The organism is Enterovirga sp., assembly GCF_028290205.1.
In the GTDB taxonomy this organism is placed as follows: Bacteria; Pseudomonadota; Alphaproteobacteria; order Rhizobiales; family Beijerinckiaceae; genus Enterovirga.
Genome location: NZ_JAQGKF010000056.1, coordinates 1 through 19,782, shown reverse-complemented (window position 1 = coordinate 19,782; position 19,782 = coordinate 1). Strand labels below are relative to the sequence as shown.

The 19,782-nt window shown below is 71.0% G+C and carries 15 protein-coding genes; 6 read left to right on the top strand and 9 right to left on the bottom strand.

The genetic code is table 11. The features are described 5' to 3' along the window. Positions 1-633: 633 nt before the first annotated feature. Positions 634-834 (bottom strand): general stress protein, encoded by a 201-nt coding sequence (locus JWR86_RS03950; RefSeq protein ID WP_299561047.1) that lies wholly within the window; start codon positions 832-834, stop codon positions 634-636. A 142-nt stretch (positions 835-976) separates the two neighbouring features. Here JWR86_RS03950 and JWR86_RS03945 point away from each other — a divergent pair, with 142 nt between their 5' ends. Next, positions 977-1,822, top strand: a complete 846-nt coding sequence (locus tag JWR86_RS03945; RefSeq protein WP_299561045.1) for a cell envelope integrity EipB family protein — start codon at positions 977-979, stop codon at positions 1,820-1,822. A gap of 24 nt (positions 1,823-1,846) precedes the next feature. Here the strand turns inward: JWR86_RS03945 and JWR86_RS03940 are convergent, their stop codons facing one another. Beyond that, on the bottom strand, positions 1,847-2,161 hold the full coding sequence (locus JWR86_RS03940) for a DUF3572 domain-containing protein (RefSeq protein WP_299561042.1): 315 nt from the start codon (positions 2,159-2,161) through the stop codon (positions 1,847-1,849). A gap of 83 nt (positions 2,162-2,244) precedes the next feature. On the opposite strand from JWR86_RS03940, the gene JWR86_RS03935 reads away from it, so the two are divergent. Beyond that, positions 2,245-2,610: a response regulator gene (locus JWR86_RS03935; protein ID WP_299561040.1), complete on the top strand. Its 366-nt coding sequence runs from the start codon at positions 2,245-2,247 to the stop codon at positions 2,608-2,610. A gap of 19 nt (positions 2,611-2,629) precedes the next feature. Next, positions 2,630-4,003 (top strand): PleD family two-component system response regulator, encoded by a 1,374-nt coding sequence (locus JWR86_RS03930; RefSeq protein WP_299561037.1) that lies wholly within the window; start codon positions 2,630-2,632, stop codon positions 4,001-4,003. Positions 4,004-4,230: 227 nt separating this feature from the next. On the opposite strand, the gene JWR86_RS03925 is transcribed toward JWR86_RS03930, so the two are convergent. The 7 genes from JWR86_RS03925 to JWR86_RS03895 form a co-directional block, all read right to left on the bottom strand. Continuing rightward, positions 4,231-4,497, bottom strand: coding sequence for a hypothetical protein (locus JWR86_RS03925; protein WP_299561035.1), 267 nt, complete (start codon positions 4,495-4,497; stop codon positions 4,231-4,233). A gap of 22 nt (positions 4,498-4,519) precedes the next feature. Then, positions 4,520-4,756: a hypothetical protein gene (locus tag JWR86_RS03920; RefSeq protein ID WP_299561032.1), complete on the bottom strand. Its 237-nt coding sequence runs from the start codon at positions 4,754-4,756 to the stop codon at positions 4,520-4,522. A 36-nt stretch (positions 4,757-4,792) separates the two neighbouring features. Beyond that, on the bottom strand, positions 4,793-4,960 hold the full coding sequence (gene rpmG, locus JWR86_RS03915) for a 50S ribosomal protein L33 (protein WP_299561030.1): 168 nt from the start codon (positions 4,958-4,960) through the stop codon (positions 4,793-4,795). A gap of 123 nt (positions 4,961-5,083) precedes the next feature. Next, complete coding sequence (locus tag JWR86_RS03910) at positions 5,084-5,695, bottom strand: NUDIX hydrolase (protein ID WP_299561027.1); 612 nt, start codon at positions 5,693-5,695, stop codon at positions 5,084-5,086. Between the two features lie 16 nt (positions 5,696-5,711). Beyond that, positions 5,712-6,251, bottom strand: coding sequence for a DUF983 domain-containing protein (locus tag JWR86_RS03905; protein WP_299561025.1), 540 nt, complete (start codon positions 6,249-6,251; stop codon positions 5,712-5,714). Beyond that, complete coding sequence (rnr, locus tag JWR86_RS03900; RefSeq protein ID WP_299561022.1) at positions 6,248-8,530, bottom strand: ribonuclease R; 2,283 nt, start codon at positions 8,528-8,530, stop codon at positions 6,248-6,250. The genes JWR86_RS03905 and rnr overlap by 4 nt, the downstream gene beginning before the upstream one ends. A gap of 102 nt (positions 8,531-8,632) precedes the next feature. Beyond that, positions 8,633-17,641: a hypothetical protein gene (locus tag JWR86_RS03895; RefSeq protein ID WP_299561020.1), complete on the bottom strand. Its 9,009-nt coding sequence runs from the start codon at positions 17,639-17,641 to the stop codon at positions 8,633-8,635. A gap of 305 nt (positions 17,642-17,946) precedes the next feature. Between JWR86_RS03895 and JWR86_RS03890 the strand changes: the two genes are divergently transcribed. The 3 genes from JWR86_RS03890 (at position 17,947) to JWR86_RS03880 (ending at position 19,469) form a co-directional block, all read left to right on the top strand. Then, the gene (locus JWR86_RS03890) at positions 17,947-18,291 is read left to right on the top strand and encodes an Hpt domain-containing protein (RefSeq protein WP_299561018.1); all 345 of its coding nucleotides are present in this window, start codon (positions 17,947-17,949) and stop codon (positions 18,289-18,291) included. A gap of 84 nt (positions 18,292-18,375) precedes the next feature. Beyond that, positions 18,376-18,696, top strand: coding sequence for a 2Fe-2S iron-sulfur cluster-binding protein (locus tag JWR86_RS03885; protein ID WP_299561015.1), 321 nt, complete (start codon positions 18,376-18,378; stop codon positions 18,694-18,696). A 14-nt stretch (positions 18,697-18,710) separates the two neighbouring features. Continuing rightward, the gene (locus tag JWR86_RS03880) at positions 18,711-19,469 is read left to right on the top strand and encodes a glucose 1-dehydrogenase (RefSeq protein WP_299561012.1); all 759 of its coding nucleotides are present in this window, start codon (positions 18,711-18,713) and stop codon (positions 19,467-19,469) included. Positions 19,470-19,782: the final 313 nt, after the last annotated feature.

Genomic DNA, 19,782 nt, shown 5'->3' with positions numbered 1-19,782 from the left:
CAAGGAACCTCGAAGCTCGGCCGTAGTTGGTCCTCCGCCGATAGGTGCGGAGGACCACATGGTCCGCGATGTTTCGACGTTGAGCTGCCTCGCGCTCACAGCCGCAGCTCTCGCTCATCTCGCCGTTCCGCTTCCCGGTGCTGCGGATCCCGCCAAGAGCTTTTTCGCCGCGTCGGCCCGGGCTGAACCAACGACGCCCGCCGCGGAAGCCGTGGCCCCGCTCGGCGTGATTCCGCTCGGGCCGTTGCACGCCGCCGCACGAGCGCCCGCCCGCCCAGCCGCCGATGTGCCCGCCGCTCCGACCCATCGGGCTCTGCCCCGCGTCCGCGTGCCGGTCGGGTGCGAGCGTGTGGTGAGCGGGCTGGTGCGCTCCGCGGCCGCCCAGCAGATCGCCCGCTGCGTCACCTGACCGCAGCCAGGCCGCCGCCGGCCGGGGCTCGATCACGCCCGACGCCCGCCGCCCCGCCCCGCCGGGCGCCGGTCTCCGGGCACAAAAAGGGCGTGACCGGGTTAGCGATCACGCCCAAAAGGTGCCGGCCGATGGGGGCAAAGCGAGGCCGGTTGTTCGATCAACGGACGACAACATGGAAAGTTTCCAGCTCCCGCCCGATTCTTTATGCGCGGACGGACACGCTACAGGTCATCCGAACTGTGCCGGGGCGAGCCGGAAGCCTGGCCGCCCTTCCGACCTGCCTCCGAGGCCAGCCCGCGATCCTGCGAGAACGACCGCTTTTCGGCCGGGACGCTCCGTCCCCCTTTGCTGGCGATTTCGCGCTGCCGATCCTCATCCATCGCCGCGAAGCCCCTGGTGGACCCGAGATGACCTTTCGGCATCTTGCACTCCTATCCTGACTGTGGGGCGACAACTGCCGGATTGAATCCTTGGTTCCCCTCCTGGGCGGCTGCGCCGTCGTCGCGGGCCGTCGTTGCGATGCGTCGACGGAGTGCTAAGCTCCCGAATCTAGCCGGAGTTCCGATGCGACCACGCGCCCTGATCTGGCAGGCCTTCGCCGCCGCGCTTCTCGCCGCGCCGGCTGCGGGAGCGGCCCCGACGGCCGCCGCTGCATCGATCCGCCTGGCGCCGCACCGGGTCGTGTACGACCTGTCATTGCTGTCCAGCCAGGGCATGCGGGGCGTGGAGAGCGCGCGCGGCCGAATCGCATTCGATCTCACGGGCAATGCCTGCCAGGGCTACAGCCTCACCTTCCGGCAGGTTACGGTGGTCGAGGGGGCGGAGCCCGGGTCGAAGCTGTCGGATTTGCGCACCGCCAGCCACGAGAGCGGCGACGGGCGGCTGTTCCGGTTCAGGAGCGACACCACCTCCGGCAGCGCCAAGACCTCCGTCCAGGGCGACGCGGAGCGCAGGCCAGAGGGCCTGCACATCCGCTTGCGCAGCCCGAAGCGCCAGACGGTGGCCCTGCCCGGCGAGGTGGTGTTCCCCAACGCCCAGATTCGCGAGCTGATCCAGGCGGGGCAGGACGGGCGCCGGCTCCACTCCATGAAGGTGTTCGACGGCGCTGATGACGGCCGCAAGGTGTACAACACCTTGGCTGTGATCGGGGCGCCGATCGCGCCGGGCCCGGCCCGCAACCTGGAACCGGCGGCCCTGGCGAGCGGCCTCGCCAAGCTGACGCGCTGGCCCGTGACGCTCAGCTATTTCGAGCAGGGCCGTGGCGACGTTCTTCCGGCTTACGTGCTGTCCTTCGAACTCTACGAGAACGGTGTCAGCCGCGCCCTGAAGCTCGATTACGGCAGCTTCGTGCTGCGGGGCGAGATGGTGCGGCTGGACCTGTTGTCCGACGCGAGCGGGTGTCCGCGCTGACCGTGCCATCCCGACCCTGCCGGCTCAGGCGCCCTCCTCGAATTCGGGGGACAGCACCCGGCGGGCCGCCATGACGCTGTCGGGAGGGATGTCGAGTTCGCCTGCGAGGTCGAGAAGCAACGGCTCGTCGCCCGCGACATGATCCAGCACCGCGACCAGGAAGCCCGGTGCAGCCGCCGCCCTGCGGATCGAGGACGGGTCGAGGCCGCTCGCTGCCAGAAAGGGCCCCAGGCGCTCGGGCGACGAGGCCATCGCGTTCAGCATCGCCACCGCCACCCCCTCTGCCTCTGTGCGGCTCGAGGGCAGGCGCCGCCGGGACCGCAGCGATTCTCCTTTCATCAAGGTGTCCTCGCTAGTCTCGCTGGCAGGATCGACATCGCGTGCTTTCAGCCCGGGATCGCCGGACGACCAGGACAACCCTGATGACCAAGACCGTGCTCATTGTCGAGGACAACGAGCTCAACATGAAGCTGTTCGGCGACCTCCTCGAGGCCCACGGCTACGCGACCCTGAAGACGGGCAACGGCATCGAGGCGATCGAGCTTGCGCGCTCGAAGCGGCCGGACCTCATCATCATGGACATCCAACTGCCAGAGGTCTCCGGCCTCGACGTCACTCGCTGGCTCAAGGAGGACGACGAGCTGAAGAGCATCCCGGTGATTGCCGTGACGGCATTCGCCATGAAGGGCGACGAGGAGCGCATCCGCGAGGGGGGCTGCGAGGCGTATCTCTCCAAGCCGATCTCGGTCGCGAAGTTCTTGGAAACGGTTCGCACCTACCTGCAGTAGGCCGCCACGGAGATCTCTGATGCCGGCGCGTGTGCTTGTGGTGGACGATCTGTCCGCCAACGTGAAGCTGCTCGAAACGAAGCTGACGGCCGAGTATTTCGACGTGGTCACGGCCAGCAACGGGCCTGACGCGATCGGCATCTGCGAGCGGGGCGGCTGCGACATCGTCCTGTCCGACGTGATGATGCCGGGCATGGACGGGTTCGAACTCTGCCGTCGGTTGAAATCCTCCCCCTCCACCACGCATCTGCCGGTCGTAATGGTGACGGCGCTCGATCAGCCCAGCGACCGCGTGCGCGGTCTGGATGCCGGCGCCGACGACTTTCTGACCCGGCCTGTGGACGACGTGGCGCTCTTTGCGCGGGTGCGGAGCCTGGTGCGGCTGAAAGCCGTGATGGACGAACTCCGGGCGCGCCTCGTCGTGAACCGCAGCCTCGGCTTCGGCGACGCGCTCGCCTCGGCGACGGCGGAGACGGGCCAAAACGGCCGCGTCCTCCTGGTCGACGACCGCCCGAGCTCGTACCAGCGGCTGCAGGCGGCGCTCAGCCATTACCACGTGGTCGAGGTCGAACCCGACCCGAACCGGGCGCTGCTCCGGGCGGCCGAGGAGAATGTGGACGTCGTGCTGGTCAGCCTCGACCTCCACGATTTCGACGGGCTGCGGCTCTGCAGCCAGCTTCGCTCGCTGGACCGCACCCGCGACATCGCGGTGGTGCTGCTCGCCGACATGGACGAGAAGGCGCGCGTGCTGCGCGGCCTCGATATCGGCGCGCACGACTTCCTGGTGCGGCCCATCGACCGCAACGAACTCGTCGCCCGCGTCCGCACCCAGGTGCGCCGCAAGCGCTACGCCGAGCGGCTGCGCGACGGCGTCCAGGCCTCGCTGGAACTGGCCGTCACCGACGGGCTGACCGGGCTGCACAACCGCCGCTACCTCGACCTGCATTTCTCCAACCTGTTTGCCGAGGCGCGCAGGCGCGGCACGGACGTGTCCGTGCTTTTGCTCGACATCGACCGCTTCAAGGCCGTGAACGACACCTATGGGCACGATGTCGGTGACGAGGTCCTGCGGGAATTCGCGAAACGGATCGGGACGCTGACCCGCGGGGTCGATCTGGTGGCCCGATATGGCGGCGAGGAGATCGTCGTGGTGGTGCCGGAGGCGTCGCTCGAAGAGGCCCGGCTCGTGGCCGAGCGCATTCGCGTGAGGATCGGAACGGCACCGTTCCCGTTCGGGGGCCGAGATGGGCATCTCGACGTCACGGTGTCGATCGGCGTCGCCTCGCTGCAGCCCGAAGATGCCGGCCCGGCGGACATGCTGAAGAGGGCGGATCTGGCCCTGTATCGGGCCAAGCATACAGGCCGGAACCGCGTGGTCGCCGAAGCGGCCTAGGCTCCCGCACTCTTAACCTAAACAGGCGTTTAACGGCGGCCGGCCCGCCGGATCTATTGTGCGGCCGGGGTCGGAATCTGTAAGTAGGGGCAGGTGTTCAGCGCGACATGCGCAACGGAACGCCCTACGATGCTCAGGTCCGCCGCATCTCCTGGGTTTCGAGGGCTAGGCCGGCTCGGGAGTGGCACCAGCCTCCTCAACGCCGCTCCCGGCCGGCCACCACCTCCTCAGAAGGGGGTGGCGGCTTCCCACCAGCCGGTCGAGCGCCGCTCCAGGTCGACCCAGATCCCCGTCCGGAGGCATTGCTGGCGCCGCGGCTCGCAGCTCGCTTCGCAGCGGTCGACATCACCGAAATGGTAGCGCGCGACATGAGCAGGCGTGCAGGCCGCCTCGCAGACAGAGCGGTGCGAGGTGCAGCTTTGGCCGGCCTCCGACGGGGAGGCCGCCACAAGCGCGGTCAGCGCGATCGGGGCAGCCAGCAGCCAGCGTCTCATCTCGATCTCCCGAGCCGCCAAGTCAGGCCTGGACAGGGCTTTCGGATCCCACCGTGACCGTCACCTCGTCATCGAGCGGGGTCAAGACGCCGATGATCAGGTCACGGATGCGGTCCGTATCACCGTTGGCGGTCGGCGTGATGTTCACGTGGAGCGCCGAATCCTGAGTCTTCTCACCGCGATTGGTCTTGAAGCCTGCGATCACGCCCTCTCGGACGAGCCGGTTGAGCGCTGCATTGATATCACCCCACGACGCCATCTCGATGCACCTCCTGACCGCTTGGCTGACCGTCGCTTACTTGATCTTGGATTCCTTGAACTCGACGTGCTTGCGGACGACGGGATCGTACTTCCTGGCGGAAATTTTGTCCGTCATCGTGCGGGAGTTTTTCTTGGTGACGTAGAAGTAGCCCGTGTCGGCAGTCGACAAGAGCTTCACCTTGATGGTGACAGCCTTGGCCATGATGTTCTCCTGAAGGGTCGGCCGGCGCGAAGGCGCGAACGCGGGTTCGCCAGCGTGAATCCTGGTCGTGTCCTCGCTGAAACCGCCGCGATCGTCAAGGTTGCGGGCTGTCGCGCTTGGGCCTCACAGGAGCTCGCGCACGAAGCGGCCCCGCTTCTGGAGATAGAAAGGCGCCGGGACCTCATCGGCCAGGCCGTGGTCGATCCGGTGTTCCAGCTCCTGCAGCATGATCGAGGTGATGCGCGGCAGGTCGAGCTGCTGGGCCGCCTGCAACTCGACCCAGACGAGTTCGACGAGCTCCTTGTCGGGGCCGACGAATCCCGGTTCCTCGCGGGAGATGCTGTCGCGCTCCACCACGAAGAAGCGCGTGTCGAACCGCTTGGGCCGGCGCGGAGGCGTGACGGCCCGCCCGAGAAAGGTCACGGGGGCGAGATCCGGCAGCAGGCCGGCATCGAGGAAAGGCTGCCAGGCCGGCGCGGCGCGCGCGCGGGCGGCCTCCGGGGCAGGGCGGCCGATCAGCAGCCCGGTTTCCTCATAGGTCTCGCGGATGGCCGTCAGGGCGAGGGCACGGCCGCGGCTGCACGAGCTCTGCGGTGTCTGGGCAGTCAGCCGAGCGGCGGTTTCGGGGCGCAATTCTGTGGCCGATGGCATGCGCCGGTCGGAGGGCTCAAAGCGCCCGCCGGGAAACACGAACTTGCCTGGCATGAACCGGTGGCCGTCATGGCGCCGGCCCATCAGCACCGTCGGAGCGCTACCCGAGCGGTCGAGGATGATCAGCGTCGCGGCGTCCCGGGGTCGCTGGTTCGGCCACTGCCGTTTCCGGTCGGCCGAGGCGAAGCTCTGCCGCAACCTCTCCGCCCGTTCGTCGCTCATCGACGCGCGACCCGGACGCCCGTGCGAATCCGTGCATTCCGAGCCCGTATTGCCATCCGATCACCGCCCCTTTGACGGGCTGGAGTAGCGCCAGGCACAGCCCCACCGCAAGGCTCGGCCACAGCATGGCATGGAGCCACAGCGGCACCTCCTCGAACCGGGTCTCGGCGACATAGATGCCGTAGCCGAGGAGGTGACCCACCACGAACATCACGATGTAGGGCGGGAAATCGTCGGCCCGGTGATGGTGGAACGGCTGCCCGCAATCGGTGCAGTGCGGGGCGACCTTCAGGAAGCGCCCGAACAGATGGCCCTCGCCGCAGGCGGGACAGCGTCCGCGCAGCGCCCGCCATGTCGATTCCAGCGTGCCGGGCTCCTGGCGGGGAGGATGCGAACCGCTCGCCGAGACCGTGCTCATCCGCGTTTGCGTCCCTTGGCCTGCCCCTTGGGCCGGGCAGCAGCCGGCCGGCCGCGCGGGCCCGAACCCCGGCCGGAGCGCGGCCTGGCCGGGCTGCGCGCACCCTCGGTCAGGATCTCGAATCGCAGCGCGCCTGCCACTGGGGCGGCTTCCACGAGCTTCACCTCGACCGTGTCGCCGAGCCGGAACGTTTCGCCCGTCCGTTCGCCGACCAGCGCGTGCCGGCCCTCGTCGTGCCGGTAGTAATCAGCCCCGATCGTAGCAGCCGGCACGAAACCGTCCGCCCCCGTCTCGGCGAGCTTCACGAACAGGCCGGCCCGGGTCACGCCCGAGACCCGGCCCGAGAAGGTCGCGCCGACCTGGTCGGCCAAGTGGTGGGCGATGAGGCGGTCGACCGTCTCCCGCTCGGCCACCATGGCGCGGCGCTCGGCCAGCGAGATCAGCTCCGAGACGCGGGTCAGCGTTTCCGGCGTGCTGCTGTCCGGCAGGCCGTCCGAGCCCAGGCCCGAGGCCCGGATCAGGGCGCGGTGGACCACGAGGTCCGCGTAGCGGCGGATCGGAGAGGTGAAATGCGCGTAGCGGCGCAGGTTGAGGCCGAAATGGCCCTCGTTCTCGGCCGCGTAGACCGCCTGCGCCTGTGAGCGGAGCACCACCTCGTTGATGAAGCTCTCGTGCGGGGAGCCCTGCACCTGCCGGAGAATGCCGTTAAAGGCGGCCGGCCGGAGGGCCCCGGATTTCGGCGCCTTGATGCCGACAGAGGCCAAAACCTCACCGAGTGTGCGCAGCTTCTCCAGCGAGGGCTCGCCGTGGACGCGGTAGATCAGCGGCGACTTCGCCTTTTCCAGCGTCTCGGCGGCGGCCACGTTGGCCGCGATCATGAACTCCTCGATCAGCCTGTGGGCGTCCAGCCGAACCGGCACGGTGACACGGTCCACCGTGCCGTCCGGCTTGAGCAGGATTTTCCGCTCGGGCAGATCCAGCGCGAGCGGCCCGCGGGCATCCCGGGCCTTGGCCAAGGCCGCATAGGCGGCCCAGAGCGGCTTCAGCACCGGCTCCAGCAACGGCCCGGTGGTGTCGTCCGGCTGGCCGTCGATCGCGACCTGGGCCTGCCCGTAGGACAGCTTCGCAGCCGACCGCATCGCGATGCGGTGGAAGCTGTGTCGCAGCTTGCGGCCGTTGGCGTCGAAACGCATCCGCACGGCGAGGGCGGGGCGCATCTCGCCGGCCCGGAGCGAGCACAGGTCGTTGGAAATCCGCTCCGGCAGCATCGGCACGACGCGGTCCGGGAAATACACCGAGTTGCCGCGCTCCAGGGCCTCCCGGTCGAGGGCAGAGCCCGGCCGGATATAGGCGGCGACGTCGGCGATCGCGACCGTGACGAGGTGCCCGCCCGGATTGCCCGGATCCTCGTCGGCCACCGCGTGTACGGCGTCGTCGTGATCCTTGGCGTCCGGCGGGTCGATGGTGACCAGCGGCAGCTCGCGCCAATCCTCGCGCCCCTGCAGGGTCGCGGGCTTGGCCGCTTCGGCCTCGGCGAGAGCGGCCGGCGAGAAGACGTGCGGCAGCCCGTGCGCGTAGATCGCGATCAGGCTGACCGCCTTTTCCGAACTGATCGAACCCAGCCGCTCGCGAACCGCCGCGCCGGTCGGCCCGAAGCCGCCCGAGCGCTTCACCGTGACGGAGACGAGGTCCCCGTCCTGGGCGCCGTTCTCGTCGCCGGGGCGAACCTGCAGCTCACGCCCGGCTGCTTTCTTGTCGACAGCCACGATGCGGCCGCCGCCGGCCGGAAGGCTGCGGAACAGGCCGATGGCGGTGCCCGCCCCGTCCCGGGGCAGCAGTTTGACGATGCGGGCGGTGTAGCCGGTGCCGTCCTGCGGAGTGACGATGCGGACCAGGGCGCGGTCGCCGACACCGGCCGCAGGCTGCCCCTTGGCAAGGCGCCGTCCCGGCAGAATGGTGATGCGGGGCGCCTCGCCGCCGGCGGGGTCCCACTCGGCCGGCTCGGCCACGAGCTCGCCGTCGCGGTCGCGGCTGATGATGCGGGCCGGAAGCAGCGCCGGCAGTTGGGCGGCCGCGCTGACGCGGCGGCCCCGGCGGGCGAGCACGCCCTCGTCCTCCATCTCGCGCAGAAGACGCTTCAGCTCCGTGCGGTCGTCCCCCTGCAGACCGAAGGCGCGCGCGATCTCACGCTTGCCGACCTTGCCGGGCGCCGAGGCCAGAAATGCCGCGATCTCGTCGCGGGAGGGCAGGGCGGCGGCGCCGCGAGTTCGGTCAGACAATTCTGGATCCAGACCGCCGATTGCGGTCGAGAGCCGGATATGGAGGCGACCGGCCCCCGGGACAACCGGTGGCCGATCGCTCCGTGCTGAGGGCGGGCCGGGTCAGTCGAGCCGGCCGCTGGTGTGGGCGAGGATCAGGAAGACGCGGCCGGTCTCGGAGGACAGGTAGGCCTTCCGCATCTCGTCGCCATTGGCATAGCCGGGCAGGCTTTCGAGCAGGCGCTCGAACTCTTCGACATAGCGGTCCACCGTCCGACGGAAGCCGGGTTCCGCCAGATACTTGGCCCGGATGTCCTCGAACAGCTCGCGATGTCCGCCGGCTTCGTACAGCTCGGGGCTGAACACGCCGGGCTCACCGCGGCGATGGCGGTCCCAGAGGCTCAGGGCGTGCGCCCCGTCGATCATGTGGGCGAGTTCGCCCGAGATCGTCTCCAGGGATCCGACGCTGCGACGCGGTTCCGGGGCGGGCTCCGGAGCCGTCCCGGGCTCCGGCAGCACCGGCTCCGAGGGTGCCGCTTCGAGCACCGCCGGCTCGGGCCGGATCGGCTCGGGCGTGGGCTCCTGCGAGGGGGCCGACTTGGCGCTCCGGATCACCTCGGCGAGCCGGCTCTCGGCTGCGCCCCGGGGCCGCGGCGTGGGAGCCGCGACAGGCCGGAACTCCGCCGCCGGGGCCGGTTCGGCGCCGCCACGGCTGCGCCCGGCCGGGATCACGTCCGCGGACCGGTTGGAGCGGGACACGAGGGCGGTGAGTTCGCCGAGCGCCTTGATCTGCTCGGCCACGACCCGCCGCATCTCGGCCGTGGTCTGCTCCGTCTCCTGGGGCAGCCCGGCGACACCGCGCTGCAGCTCCTCGCGCGTCCGGTCGAGCTCGTCGTGGATGGTTGAGGCCATCCCGCGCAACTCGCCGGCCGCCTCGCGGAAGCCGTCGAGGGCGCGGCCGAGCCGGCCGCTCACCTCGGTGGTGATGTCGTCGATGGCGGCCCGCAGCTCTTCCGTGGAGCGGCGCGCGTCGCCGTTGGAGGCGGCCCGCAGCTCCTCGTAGTGCCGCGCCAGCGCTGCCGTGGCGGATTCGGCGCTCGAGGCCAGGGCCGAACTGAGCTCCACGGCCCGGCTCTGGGCGGCCGCGAGGGCGTCGCCCAGCGACGCGGCGAAGCTCCGCGTTTCGCTGCTCAGCGCCGATGAGCGCTCGTCGACCCGGGACAGCAGGCCGTCGAGGGTCTCGCTGCGCTCCGCCAGCGTGGTGCCCATGCGGGTCTCGGCCTCGCCGAGTTCGCGTGCCGCGTCGGCCAGGGAGGCGAGTTGCGTGCGCGTGCCGTCGACGATGTTGCGGCCGCGCTCATCCATCTGGTCGACCAGCGCCGAAACGTCCCGCAGCGCGCCGCTGGAGGCGTCCTTGAGCGCATCGACCTGCCCGGAGAGCTGGTCCACGGCCCGCACCGTGTCGGACGAGACGTCCGACAAGAGGCCCTGGAGCTGGTGGACCCGGCCTGCCAGCCCGTCCTCGATCGCGCCGAGGTTGCTGTTCGCCTCGGACGAGACCACGGCGAGCTGGCGGTTGGCGTCTTCGAGCCGCGACAGGATGGTGCCGAACTCGTTGCGCAGGCTGTCCTGCGTGCCGGTCAGGCTGCGGATCGCGGTCGCGGTGCCGTCCTCGACCGCGTCGCGCAGCGTCTCGACCGAGCCCGAATAGACGTTGGTGAGCTCGACCATCCGCTGCTGCAGGGCCGTGAGGATCCGCTCCGATCGGTCGTCCAGAACCCCGACCACGCGGTCCGTCGCCTCGCCGAGCCGCGCCGCCAACGTGTCGCCGCGCTGCTCGATTTCGCTGACCAGGCTGGAACCCTGGCCCTCGACCACGGCCCGAATGGCCGCCGTGCGCTCGGCAAAGGTGCTTTCCAGAGCGCGGGTGCGCTCGGCCAGGATCTCGGCCGCGGAGTGGCCGTGGCGCTGGATGGCCTCGGTCAGGGCCGTGCCGCGCGTCTCGACGATGTCGTGCAAGGCGCCGGTGCGCTCGTCCAGAACCGAGGCGAGGTCCTTGGCCCGTTCCACGAGGGTGCGGGCGGCCTCGCGGCTGCCGGCCTCGATGGCGGCGGTCAGCGCCGCCCCGCGGGTCTCGATCAGCTCGGCCGCGCCCCGGCCGGTCACGTCAAGCGACGAGACGACGGCCGACCCACGGGTCTCGAGCAACTCCGCCGCGCCGCGTCCGCTGGCATCCAGCGCCGAGATCACGGAGGCGCCGCTCGTCTCGATCAGCTCGGCCGTGGTCCGGCCGGTGGCGTCGAGCGCCGAAGCCACCGCGGCGCCGCGGGTCTCGATCAGCTGGGCGGCGTTGCGGCCGCTGACGTCGATGGCCGAAGCCACGGCCGCACCGCGCAGGCCGACCGTTTCCGCAGCTTCGGAGCTGCGGAGCTGGAGCAGGTCCACCAGACCGGTGGTGCGCTCGTCCATGAGCGCCGCGAAGCCGTGGGTCCGCTCGTCGAACATCGAGGAGATGTCCGACATCTGCTTGCCGAGCGTGACCGCGATCGAGTCGCTGCGCCGCTCCAGGATGGCGCCGAGCGTGGCGCTGCGGCGGTCGAGCAGATCGGTGAAGGCGGTGGCCCGCTCGTCCATCAGGCGGGACGCGGCGGTGACCTGCTCGCCGATGGCGCCGGTCCGGCTGTCGAGCACCTGCGCGACCTCCGCGATCTGCTCGCCGATGGCGCTGGTCTGCCGGTCCAGAACCTGGGTCACCTCGGCGATCTGGTTGCCGAGGGTGGCGATCACGGCCTGGCCGCGCCGTCCCACGAGGTCGGCCAGGTTGGTGCCGCCGCCCTCCACGACCTGGGCAAAGGCGGCGGTTCGGGTGTCGAAAGCCTGTTCCACCCGCCCGATCGCGTCCTCGAGCGAGCCCGCGACCGCGCGACCGCGCTCGTCCATGCTCCGCACAATGGCGTTGCCGCGGTCGTCGAAGAGCCGCGCAAAGGCCGTGCTGCCCGTGTCGAACAGGCGGGCGACCTCGGCCATGCGGGTGCCAATTTCGCCCGTGATGGCCTCGCCCTGGCGGGTGAGGGACATCACGACGCCGCCGCCCCGCTCCTCGAACAGGCGCGTGAAGCGGGCGGAGCCGACATCGAACAACTGCGAGAGCCGGTCCACTTGGCTGCCGAAGGTGGTCGTGATCTCGTCCCCGCGGCCCGCCAGTTCGCTGAGCGCAGCCCGGCCGCGCTCCTCGATTCCGGCCACAAAGCCGGTCGTTCCGGCCTCGAACAGGCGAGCCACGACCTGGATCTGGCCGTCGAGCCGGGCACTGGCCGCCTCGCCCTGCCGGGCCAGTTCGCGTGCCGCCGCCTGGCCGTGGTCGTCGAGAACCCCGGCCAGCCGTGTGGCGCCGGTCCCGATCAGCCCCGAGAGGGTCTCGATCCGCTCGCCGAGCGTGGCATCGATCGCCTCGCCCTGGCGGGCGAGTTCCTCGACCGCCGAGCGGCCCCGCAGGTCGAGCGTCCCGGCAAGCTGCGCCGTGCCGGTCTCGATGAGCCGGGTCACGGTCTCGATGCGGTCGCCAAGCGTGGCGTCGACCGCGTCGCCCTGACGGGCGAGTTCCTGAACGGCCAGGCGGCCGCGATCGTCGAGCGTGCCGGCGAGCTGCGCGCTGCCGGCCTCGATGAGCCGGGTCACGGATTCGATCCGGTCGGCGAGCGTGGCGTCGATCGCGTCGCCCTGGCGGGCGAGGTCCTGCACGGCGGAGCGGCCGCGATCATCAAGCGTGCCGGCGAGCTGTGCCGTGCCCGCCTCGATGAGCCGAGTCACGGTCTCGATGCGGTCTCCGAGCGTGGCGTCGATCGCCTCGCCCTGCGCGGCGAGCTCCTGGACGGCGGAGCGGCCGCGCTGGTCGAGCGTTCCGCCAAGCTGCGCCGTACCGACCTCGATCAGGCGCGTGACGCTCTCGATTCGGTCGCTGAGCGTGGCGTCGATCGCCTGCCCCTGGGCGGCGAGCTCCTGCACGGCCGAGCGCCCGCGCCGGTCGAGCGTGCCGGCGAGCTGCGCGGTGCCGGCCTCGATCAGCCGGGTCAGGGTGTCGATGCGCTCGCCGAGCGTCGCGTCGATGGCCTCGCCCTGAACGGTCAGGTCCTGGACGGCCGTGCGGCCGCGCTGGTCGAACAGCCGGGTCAACTCGGCGACGTTCTCGGCGATCTCCGCCGTCACCGAGGTGGCGTGGCGGGCGAGATCGTCCGCGATGCCGGCCTCGCTGGCGATCAGCAGTTGCGCGATGGCGGCCCGGCCGGCCTCGACCCGCCGGGCGACGTCGGCAACCTGCTCTTCGACGCGGTTCCCGAACGCGTCCCCTTCGCGGGCGAAGGAGGACACAAGGGCGTTGCCGCGCTCCCCGAGAAGCCGGTTGAGCTCACCGACCTGCCGGTCGAGAGTGGTGGTGAGCGTTTCGCCGCGGCGGCTCAGCTCCTCGCTGAGTTCCGGCCCGCGCGATTCGATCAGTTCGCGGAACTGCGTGGTGCCGCTGTCGAACAGCCGCGTCACTTCGGCGATCTGGCTGCCGAGGGTCGTGGTGATGCCCTGGCCTTGCCGGGCCACGACTTCGATGAGGCCTGAGCCGCGCTGGTCGAGGATGCGGCCGATTGCGGCCATGCGGTCGTCCAGGAACTCGCCCGTCGACCCCGCCTGACGCTCCAGCCGCTCCAGCAGCTCGTCGCCGCGGCGGCCGAAGCGCTCCACGGCTTGGCTGCCGCGCTCGTCGATCGCCGAGACCAGCTGCGAGCTGCGGCCGTCGAGAAGCGTCTCGAGGGCAGCCGCCTGCTGCTCGATCTTGGCGGAAGCCGCGAGGCCGGCGCGGTCGAGCCGCTCCGTCACGTCGGCGGACCCGCGCTCGAGAAGGCGGCCGAGGCTTTCCGTGCGCTGCTCGAAGAGCTGCGCCAGTTCGGCCGTCTGGTTGCCGAGCGTTCCCGTGGCGGCCTGGCCGCGCGCGAGGATCAGGTCGGCGATCTCCTGGCCGCGTTCGGTCACGAGAGTGCCCAGCGTGCCGCTGCTCTGGTCGAGCAACTGGATCAGCTCGGAGACGCGGTTGCCGAAGGTGCCGAGGATCTCCTCGCCGCGACGGGAGACGAGGTCCGCGAACTCGCCGCCGCGGCCCTCGAACAGCGTGGTCACGGCGGAGGTCTTCTCGTCGATCCGCTCGACGATCTGCTGCCCGCGCTGGTCCAGCAGTTCGGAAATCGAGGTGCCGCCCTTGTCGAACAGCACCGCGATATCCGTCATGCGGGCGCCAAGCGTGCCGAAGATCGCCCGACCGACGCCGTCGATCTCCTCGGTCAGGGCGCCCTTGCGCTGATCGACCAGGGCCGCCAGCGCGACCGCACGCTCATCGACGGCGCGGCCGAAGGCCTCCGAACGCTCGGCGAGGGTCTGCTCCAGCTCCCGGCTGCGGCTGTCGATGTTGCCCATCAGGCTGCGGGCGTTCTCGCCCATGGCACGTTCGACCTCGCGACCATGCTCCTCGAGGGCGGCGACGAGCCCGGTTGCCTGGGTGCCGAGGCTGGCATCAAGGGCGCGGCCGCGCTCCTCGAGCGTTGCGGCGAGCTCACCGAGCGGGGCTGCGACGCGCGTTTCGAAGCGCACGATGCGTTCGTCCAACGTCGCCGCGATCGCGTCGGCCCGCTCGGCCACGCTGCGCTCGATCTCGCCGGTCTTGCCGGACAGCGTCTCCGCGAGGTCCGCGGTGCGGGCGACCATCTCGCCCGTGATCTGGTCGGCATGCGACTTCATCGCGGCCGAGACGTCGCGGGCGTTGCCGGACAGCCGCTCCGACATGTCGCGCCCGTTCTCGGCGAGAACCCGGGCCATCTCGCGGGTCCGCTCGAGCAGGGCCTCGTTGAGAGCGGTCGTGCCGCCCGAGATCCTGTCGGCCAGTCGTGCCGACAGAGCTTCGATGTCGCGGCCGATCTCGGCCAGCCTTTCGGCCGTGCGCTGGTCGAGCCCGGCGAGCCCGGCCACGATCGCGGTGCGGGTCGCGTCGGCCCGCTCGGCGAGCGAGGTCGCGAGGCGCGGCCCGTCTTCGGCGACGATCCGGTTCAACTCCTCCAGGCGCGCATCGAGCGTCTCGGCGAGAGCCTTGGAATCGGCCGCGAAGCGGTTGGCGAGCGGCGTGCCGCGATGGGTCAGCGTGTCCTCGAAGGCCGTGAGGCGGGCGGCCAGGGTCTGGTCGAGCTCGCGCGCACGGGACGCCAAGGTGTCCTGCAGCGTGGCAAGGCGGGCCAGAACGGTGTCGTCAAACTCGCGTCCGCCGGTCGACAGGGCGTCGCCCAGCGCGGCCGTGCGGGCCGCAATCGTGTCCGCGACGTCGCGACCGACGGTGGAGAGGGTGTCCTGGAGAGCGGCGAGACGTGCCGAGGCCGTTTCGTCGATCTCGCGGGTGCCGGACGAGAGCGCCTGGCCGAGCGCGGCGGTGCGGGCCACCAGGGTCTGGTCGAGTTCGCGGCCTTGGACGGACAGCACTTCCTGAAGCCCGGCGAGGCGGGCCGAGACGGTCTCGTCGAACTCGCGGCTGCCGCTCGAGAGGGCGGTTCCGAGCGCGGCCGTGCGGGCCGAAATGGCGTCGTCGAGGTCGCGGGCGCCCGCCGACAGCGTGTCCTGGAGCGCGGCGATGCGGGTGGAGAACGCCTCGTTGAGTTCGCGGCCGCGCGTCTCCAGCGAACCTGTCACGGTTTCGCCCGTCCGGGCCAGAACCTCGTTGATCCTCACCGTCTGCGTGGCGATGGCTCTGACGACGTCCTTGCCGGTGGCGGCCAGCGTGTCGTTGGTCTCCGTCGTGTGCCGGGCGAGGTCGTCTGCGACCTGGCGGCCCTGACGGTCAACCGCGGCGCCGGCCTCGCTCAGCCGGCGCACGAGGTCGTCCGCGACCTGGCCGATGGTGCTGGCCAGCACGGTCCGGGCCTCGACCGTCTGGGTCTCCAGGGCGTGGCTGAGCCGCTCGCCGAAGCCGGCGAGAACGCTTTCCAGCGCGCCGCCCCGGACCCGGACACTCTCGTCGATGCGGCGGCTCGTCTCGTCCAGCCGCTCTGCCAGGGCCTCGCCGCGCCCGGCGATCTCCTGGCCGCCTGCCCGACCGAGCTGCTCGAAGCGCTCGCCGAGCGTCTGGCCGATCCGGTCGAATTCCGACACGAGGCTTTCGCCCGAGGTCTTGAGACCCTGTTCCAGCGCGCTGCCGCGCAGCCCGAGTTCGCGCGCCACCGTCGCGGCGGAGACGGAGATGCCGTCCCGGATGTCCTCGCCTTCGCTGCGGATGCGGTCGACGGCCTCGCTTCCGGCCGCCGTGAGCGAGTCGGTCAGCTCGCGGCTGCGCAGCGCGATGGCATCTCCGACCAGGGTCGCGGCTTCCTGCAACCCGCTGCGGGCATCCTCGCTCTGCGTCCTGAGTTCGCCCAGAATGCTTGCGCCGGCCGATGCCAGCCCCTCGGTCAGTTCGCGGCTGCGCACCGTCAGCGTCTCGAGAAGGCCGCCGACGGATTGTTCGAAACTGCCGCGCGCCGCCTCGTGCTGGGCCGCGATTCCGTCCACGAAGCCGTGCGCGGATGCCGTCATGCCGGCCCGCAGCTCAGCCGACTTCTCGGCGATGCCGGCGACCAGGGCCGAACCGATCCGGTCGAGCTCGGACCGCGACTCGCCGCCCCGCAGCACGATCTCCGAGACGAGCCCTGTGCCGATCGCGGCGAGCTCGTTGCGCAGGTGGCCACTGCGCTCGAGCAGGCTGTCGACGACCACCTGACTGGAGGTCTCGATGCTGTCACGGACGGCTTCGCCGCGCCGGGCGATCTCCTCGGCCATGGCCAGGCCCGACCGCTCGAGGTCACGCCGCACGGCGTCGGAGCGGGCGTCGATCCCGGCATGGATGGCGTCCCCGGACTGGGCGAGCTTCAGGTTCAGCTCGTTGCCGCGGGTGATGAAGCTGTCCTCGAGCGCCTTTGCGGCATGCTCCAGCGAACCCCTGACCTCGCCGCCCTGCGCCACGAGGGACCGGATCACCTCCGAGCCGGTCTCAGCCAGGGTCCGGGTGACGCGGGTGGCGCCGTCCTGCAGGCTGCGGGTGAGGATCTCGCCCGTCCGCTCGAAGGCCGTGGTGACATCGGCCGCCTTGCCGGCGAGGGCCGAGGTGACGTTGTCGCCGACCTCCGTCACGTCGCGGGTGACCGCCTCCTTGGTGGCGTTGAGGCGCTCAACCAGCTCGGCCCCGCGCTGGCCGAGATCGGCCACCAGCGACGAGGCCGCCCGGTCCAGCGCCCGGGACAGGTCGTCGCTGCGCTTGTCGAGGCTCGCGCCCACCCGGGCCCCCGCCGCCTCGATCATGTCGACGACGTGGGCGCCAACTCCGGCCAGGTCGGCCGAGACGTTGTCGTTGGTGCCGGCGATCGCGCCGCGGATGCGGTCCGCATTGGTGACCACGGCCTCGCGCTGGATCACCAGTTCGTCGACCAGCGTGCGGATGCGGCTCTCGTTGTCCGAGAAGGCCCGCTCCAGGGTGTTGATCTCGGACCGGACCATGGTCTCGAGTTCGCCGGCCCGGGCCAGGGCCCGTTCCAGCCCGTCGCCGACCGCGGCGACCTCGCGCCGCACGGCGCGGGACACCGACATCACGCCTTCGCTGGCGAAATCGTCGGGCTTGGCGAGCCGCACGGCGACCTCGCCCACGGCTCGGGCGACGAGCTTCAGCTCCTGCGCCCGGACGGCCAGCATGGCGGCGATCAGGAACAGAACCACGGGCGCCAGCGCCACACCGGCTGCACTCCCGGCCTGGAGCGGCGACAGGCCGACCAGATAGGATTGGATGTCGCCGCCGGACTGCCAGGAGGTCAGCGCCGCGAGGGCGCCGAGCCAACCGAGGCTTGCCACCAGCGCCCAGAGATAGGCCCCGCGCGACGGCCGCACGCGGAGCGCCTGCATCAGCAGGCCGATCTCCTCGCGGTCGTCATTGGCAACGGCGGCCCGATCCGGCGGCGCGACCACCTGATGGCGCTGTCCCGCCGCATCGGCTGCCGCAGCCACGTCGGTGCCCTGGAACAGGGCCTGCTCGACCGCCGACATGCCGGTTTCGGTGGTGGGAGTGAGCTTCGGTTCAGTCGCCATAGCCGCCTCATGACGCAACGCGCGGGTGGCCGTGCTCCGACACGGCCGAAGCCCGCCGGAGCCGGAACCGGCCTGCGGTGCGGGCGCCTCCTCAGACGGCCCGCGACAGGTCGGTAAACCCGCATTTACCATCCGGCAGTCTAGGTGCGGGTCCGACCCTTGGGAACCCGAACGGCCTTCGGACCTGTGAACGTCGTTAACGGGTTGGCAACTATCCGGACGCAATTGTCGCGATCGAGTCAACTTTTGCTCGCATCCTCCTGGGCGGCCCGACGCGGAGCCGCGGTTCCGAGGACCGCTCGCCCATGCCGGCCTGCCAGCTTCCGCCCGACGAGCTGGACCTCGCCCATCTCGACCGCCAGACCGCCGGCGACCTCGCGCTCGCGCGCGAGCTTCTGGCCCTGTTCGAGGGGCAGTGCCTGCGCCTTCTGCCGCTGATCTCGGGGGACGCCGAGCCACAGGCCCGGGCGGAGGCCGCCCACACGCTGCGGGGCGCCGCCAGCGCCGTCGGGGCGGCGCGGGTCGCCGACATCACCGGCCTGATCGAGGCCGGACCTCCGCCGGACGAACTCCTGGCCCTCACGGCCGCTCTCGCTCACGCCGTCGCGGGGGTCCGTGCCGCCATCCGGCTCCGGCTCGCCAGCGGCTGAATCCGGCCCCGGGCCGCGATCTCGCCAAGCCCCGACGGGTCGCCTAAAGGGTCAGCCAAATGGCGGCCTCCCGTCGGAGACATCATGGCTCAGATCACGTTCATCGATACAGGCGGGACCGCCCGCACCGTCGAGGCCGCGCCCGGCTCGACCGTGATGGAGGCGGCGGTCAAGAACAACGTGCCGGGCATCGAGGCCGAATGCGGCGGCGCCTGCGCCTGCGCTACCTGCCATGTCTATGTGGACGAGGCCTGGCTATCGGCCGTCGGCACGGCGCAGCCGATGGAAGCCGACATGCTCGACTTCGCGTCCGATTTGAGGAGTAATTCGCGCCTGTCCTGCCAGATCAGGGTCAGGCCCGAACTCGACGGCCTGGTCGTCCGGACGCCTGAACGGCAGGGCTGAACGGAGAGCGCAAAATGGACTCCACCCGGCCGGTCGTTCTCGTCACGGGGGGAAGTCGCGGCATCGGCGCCGCCGTCGCACGCCTCGCCAGCAGCCGCGGCTTCGACGTCGCCGTCAATTACCGCACGGAGAAGCAGGCGGCCGAGGAGGTGGTCGCCGCCTGCCAGAAGGCCGGAGCCCGGGCGGTGGCAATCGGCGGCGACATGGCCCAGGAGCAGGATGTAGTGGCGCTGTTCGACAGCGCCCTGGCCCAGCTCGGCCGCCTCGACCACGTGGTCAACAACGCCGGCATCACGGGCCGCTCCGGACGGCTCGCCGACACCGATGCGGCCGTGATCCGGACGGCGATCGACATCAACGTGACGGGCGCCATTCTGGTCGCCCGCGAGGCGGCGCGTCGCCTGTCGACCCGGAGCGGCGGGCAGGGCGGATCGCTGGTCAACATCTCCTCAGTCGCGGCCGAGTTCGGCTCGCCCTCCGAATACGTCTGGTACGCGGCCTCCAAGGGCGCGATCGATTCCCTCACCGTCGGCCTCTGCAAGGAGCTCGCGGGAGACGGCATCCGGGTGAACGCCGTGTCCCCGGGGCTGACCGCGACGGAGATCCACGCCCGCTCGACCGGCGACGCCGGCCGGGTGGACCGGATCGCGCCGCAGATCCCCATGGGCCGGGTGGGATCGCCCGAGGAGATCGCCGAGGCGGTGCTGTTCCTGATCTCGGACGGCGCCTCCTACATCTCGGGCGCGAACCTCAAGGTGTCGGGCGGGCGCTGACCCGCACAGGGGATTTCTCCGGAACCCCGCCGCCGGCCACACGTTTGGACCGCGCATCAAGCAGCGGAAGTGCGTCCCATGAACAATCTTATCTGGCTCGTCGGAGCCATCGTGATCATCCTGGCCATTCTGTCCTTCTTCGGCCTCCGCTAGCCGGTCCCGGCCGCCCCGCCGCGCGGCTGCCCGCCATCCGCCTGGCCTCGTCGGCGCATCGGCCCGAGGCCTGGCCGGGGAGGGGCGCCGTGGCCTCGGGCCCGGCCGCCGGCGGTCGCCCTCAGCGCACCAGCGCCCGCATGGCTCCGTCGAGGCCCTC

What these genes read in the sequence shown, in the direction of transcription:
- JWR86_RS03950 (WP_299561047.1), bottom strand. Translation starts at nt 834, where the DNA reads ATGCCGAAAGGTCATCTCGGGTCCACCAGGGGCTTCGCGGCGATGGAT.
- JWR86_RS03945 (WP_299561045.1), top strand. Translation starts at nt 977, where the DNA reads ATGCGACCACGCGCCCTGATCTGGCAGGCCTTCGCCGCCGCGCTTCTC.
- JWR86_RS03940 (WP_299561042.1), bottom strand. Translation starts at nt 2,161, where the DNA reads ATGAAAGGAGAATCGCTGCGGTCCCGGCGGCGCCTGCCCTCGAGCCGC.
- JWR86_RS03935 (WP_299561040.1), top strand. Translation starts at nt 2,245, where the DNA reads ATGACCAAGACCGTGCTCATTGTCGAGGACAACGAGCTCAACATGAAG.
- JWR86_RS03930 (WP_299561037.1), top strand. Translation starts at nt 2,630, where the DNA reads ATGCCGGCGCGTGTGCTTGTGGTGGACGATCTGTCCGCCAACGTGAAG.
- JWR86_RS03925 (WP_299561035.1), bottom strand. Translation starts at nt 4,497, where the DNA reads ATGAGACGCTGGCTGCTGGCTGCCCCGATCGCGCTGACCGCGCTTGTG.
- JWR86_RS03920 (WP_299561032.1), bottom strand. Translation starts at nt 4,756, where the DNA reads ATGGCGTCGTGGGGTGATATCAATGCAGCGCTCAACCGGCTCGTCCGA.
- rpmG (WP_299561030.1), bottom strand. Translation starts at nt 4,960, where the DNA reads ATGGCCAAGGCTGTCACCATCAAGGTGAAGCTCTTGTCGACTGCCGAC.
- JWR86_RS03910 (WP_299561027.1), bottom strand. Translation starts at nt 5,695, where the DNA reads ATGGGCCGGCGCCATGACGGCCACCGGTTCATGCCAGGCAAGTTCGTG.
- JWR86_RS03905 (WP_299561025.1), bottom strand. Translation starts at nt 6,251, where the DNA reads ATGAGCACGGTCTCGGCGAGCGGTTCGCATCCTCCCCGCCAGGAGCCC.
- JWR86_RS03895 (WP_299561020.1), bottom strand. Translation starts at nt 17,641, where the DNA reads ATGGCGACTGAACCGAAGCTCACTCCCACCACCGAAACCGGCATGTCG.
- JWR86_RS03890 (WP_299561018.1), top strand. Translation starts at nt 17,947, where the DNA reads ATGCCGGCCTGCCAGCTTCCGCCCGACGAGCTGGACCTCGCCCATCTC.
- JWR86_RS03885 (WP_299561015.1), top strand. Translation starts at nt 18,376, where the DNA reads ATGGCTCAGATCACGTTCATCGATACAGGCGGGACCGCCCGCACCGTC.
- JWR86_RS03880 (WP_299561012.1), top strand. Translation starts at nt 18,711, where the DNA reads ATGGACTCCACCCGGCCGGTCGTTCTCGTCACGGGGGGAAGTCGCGGC.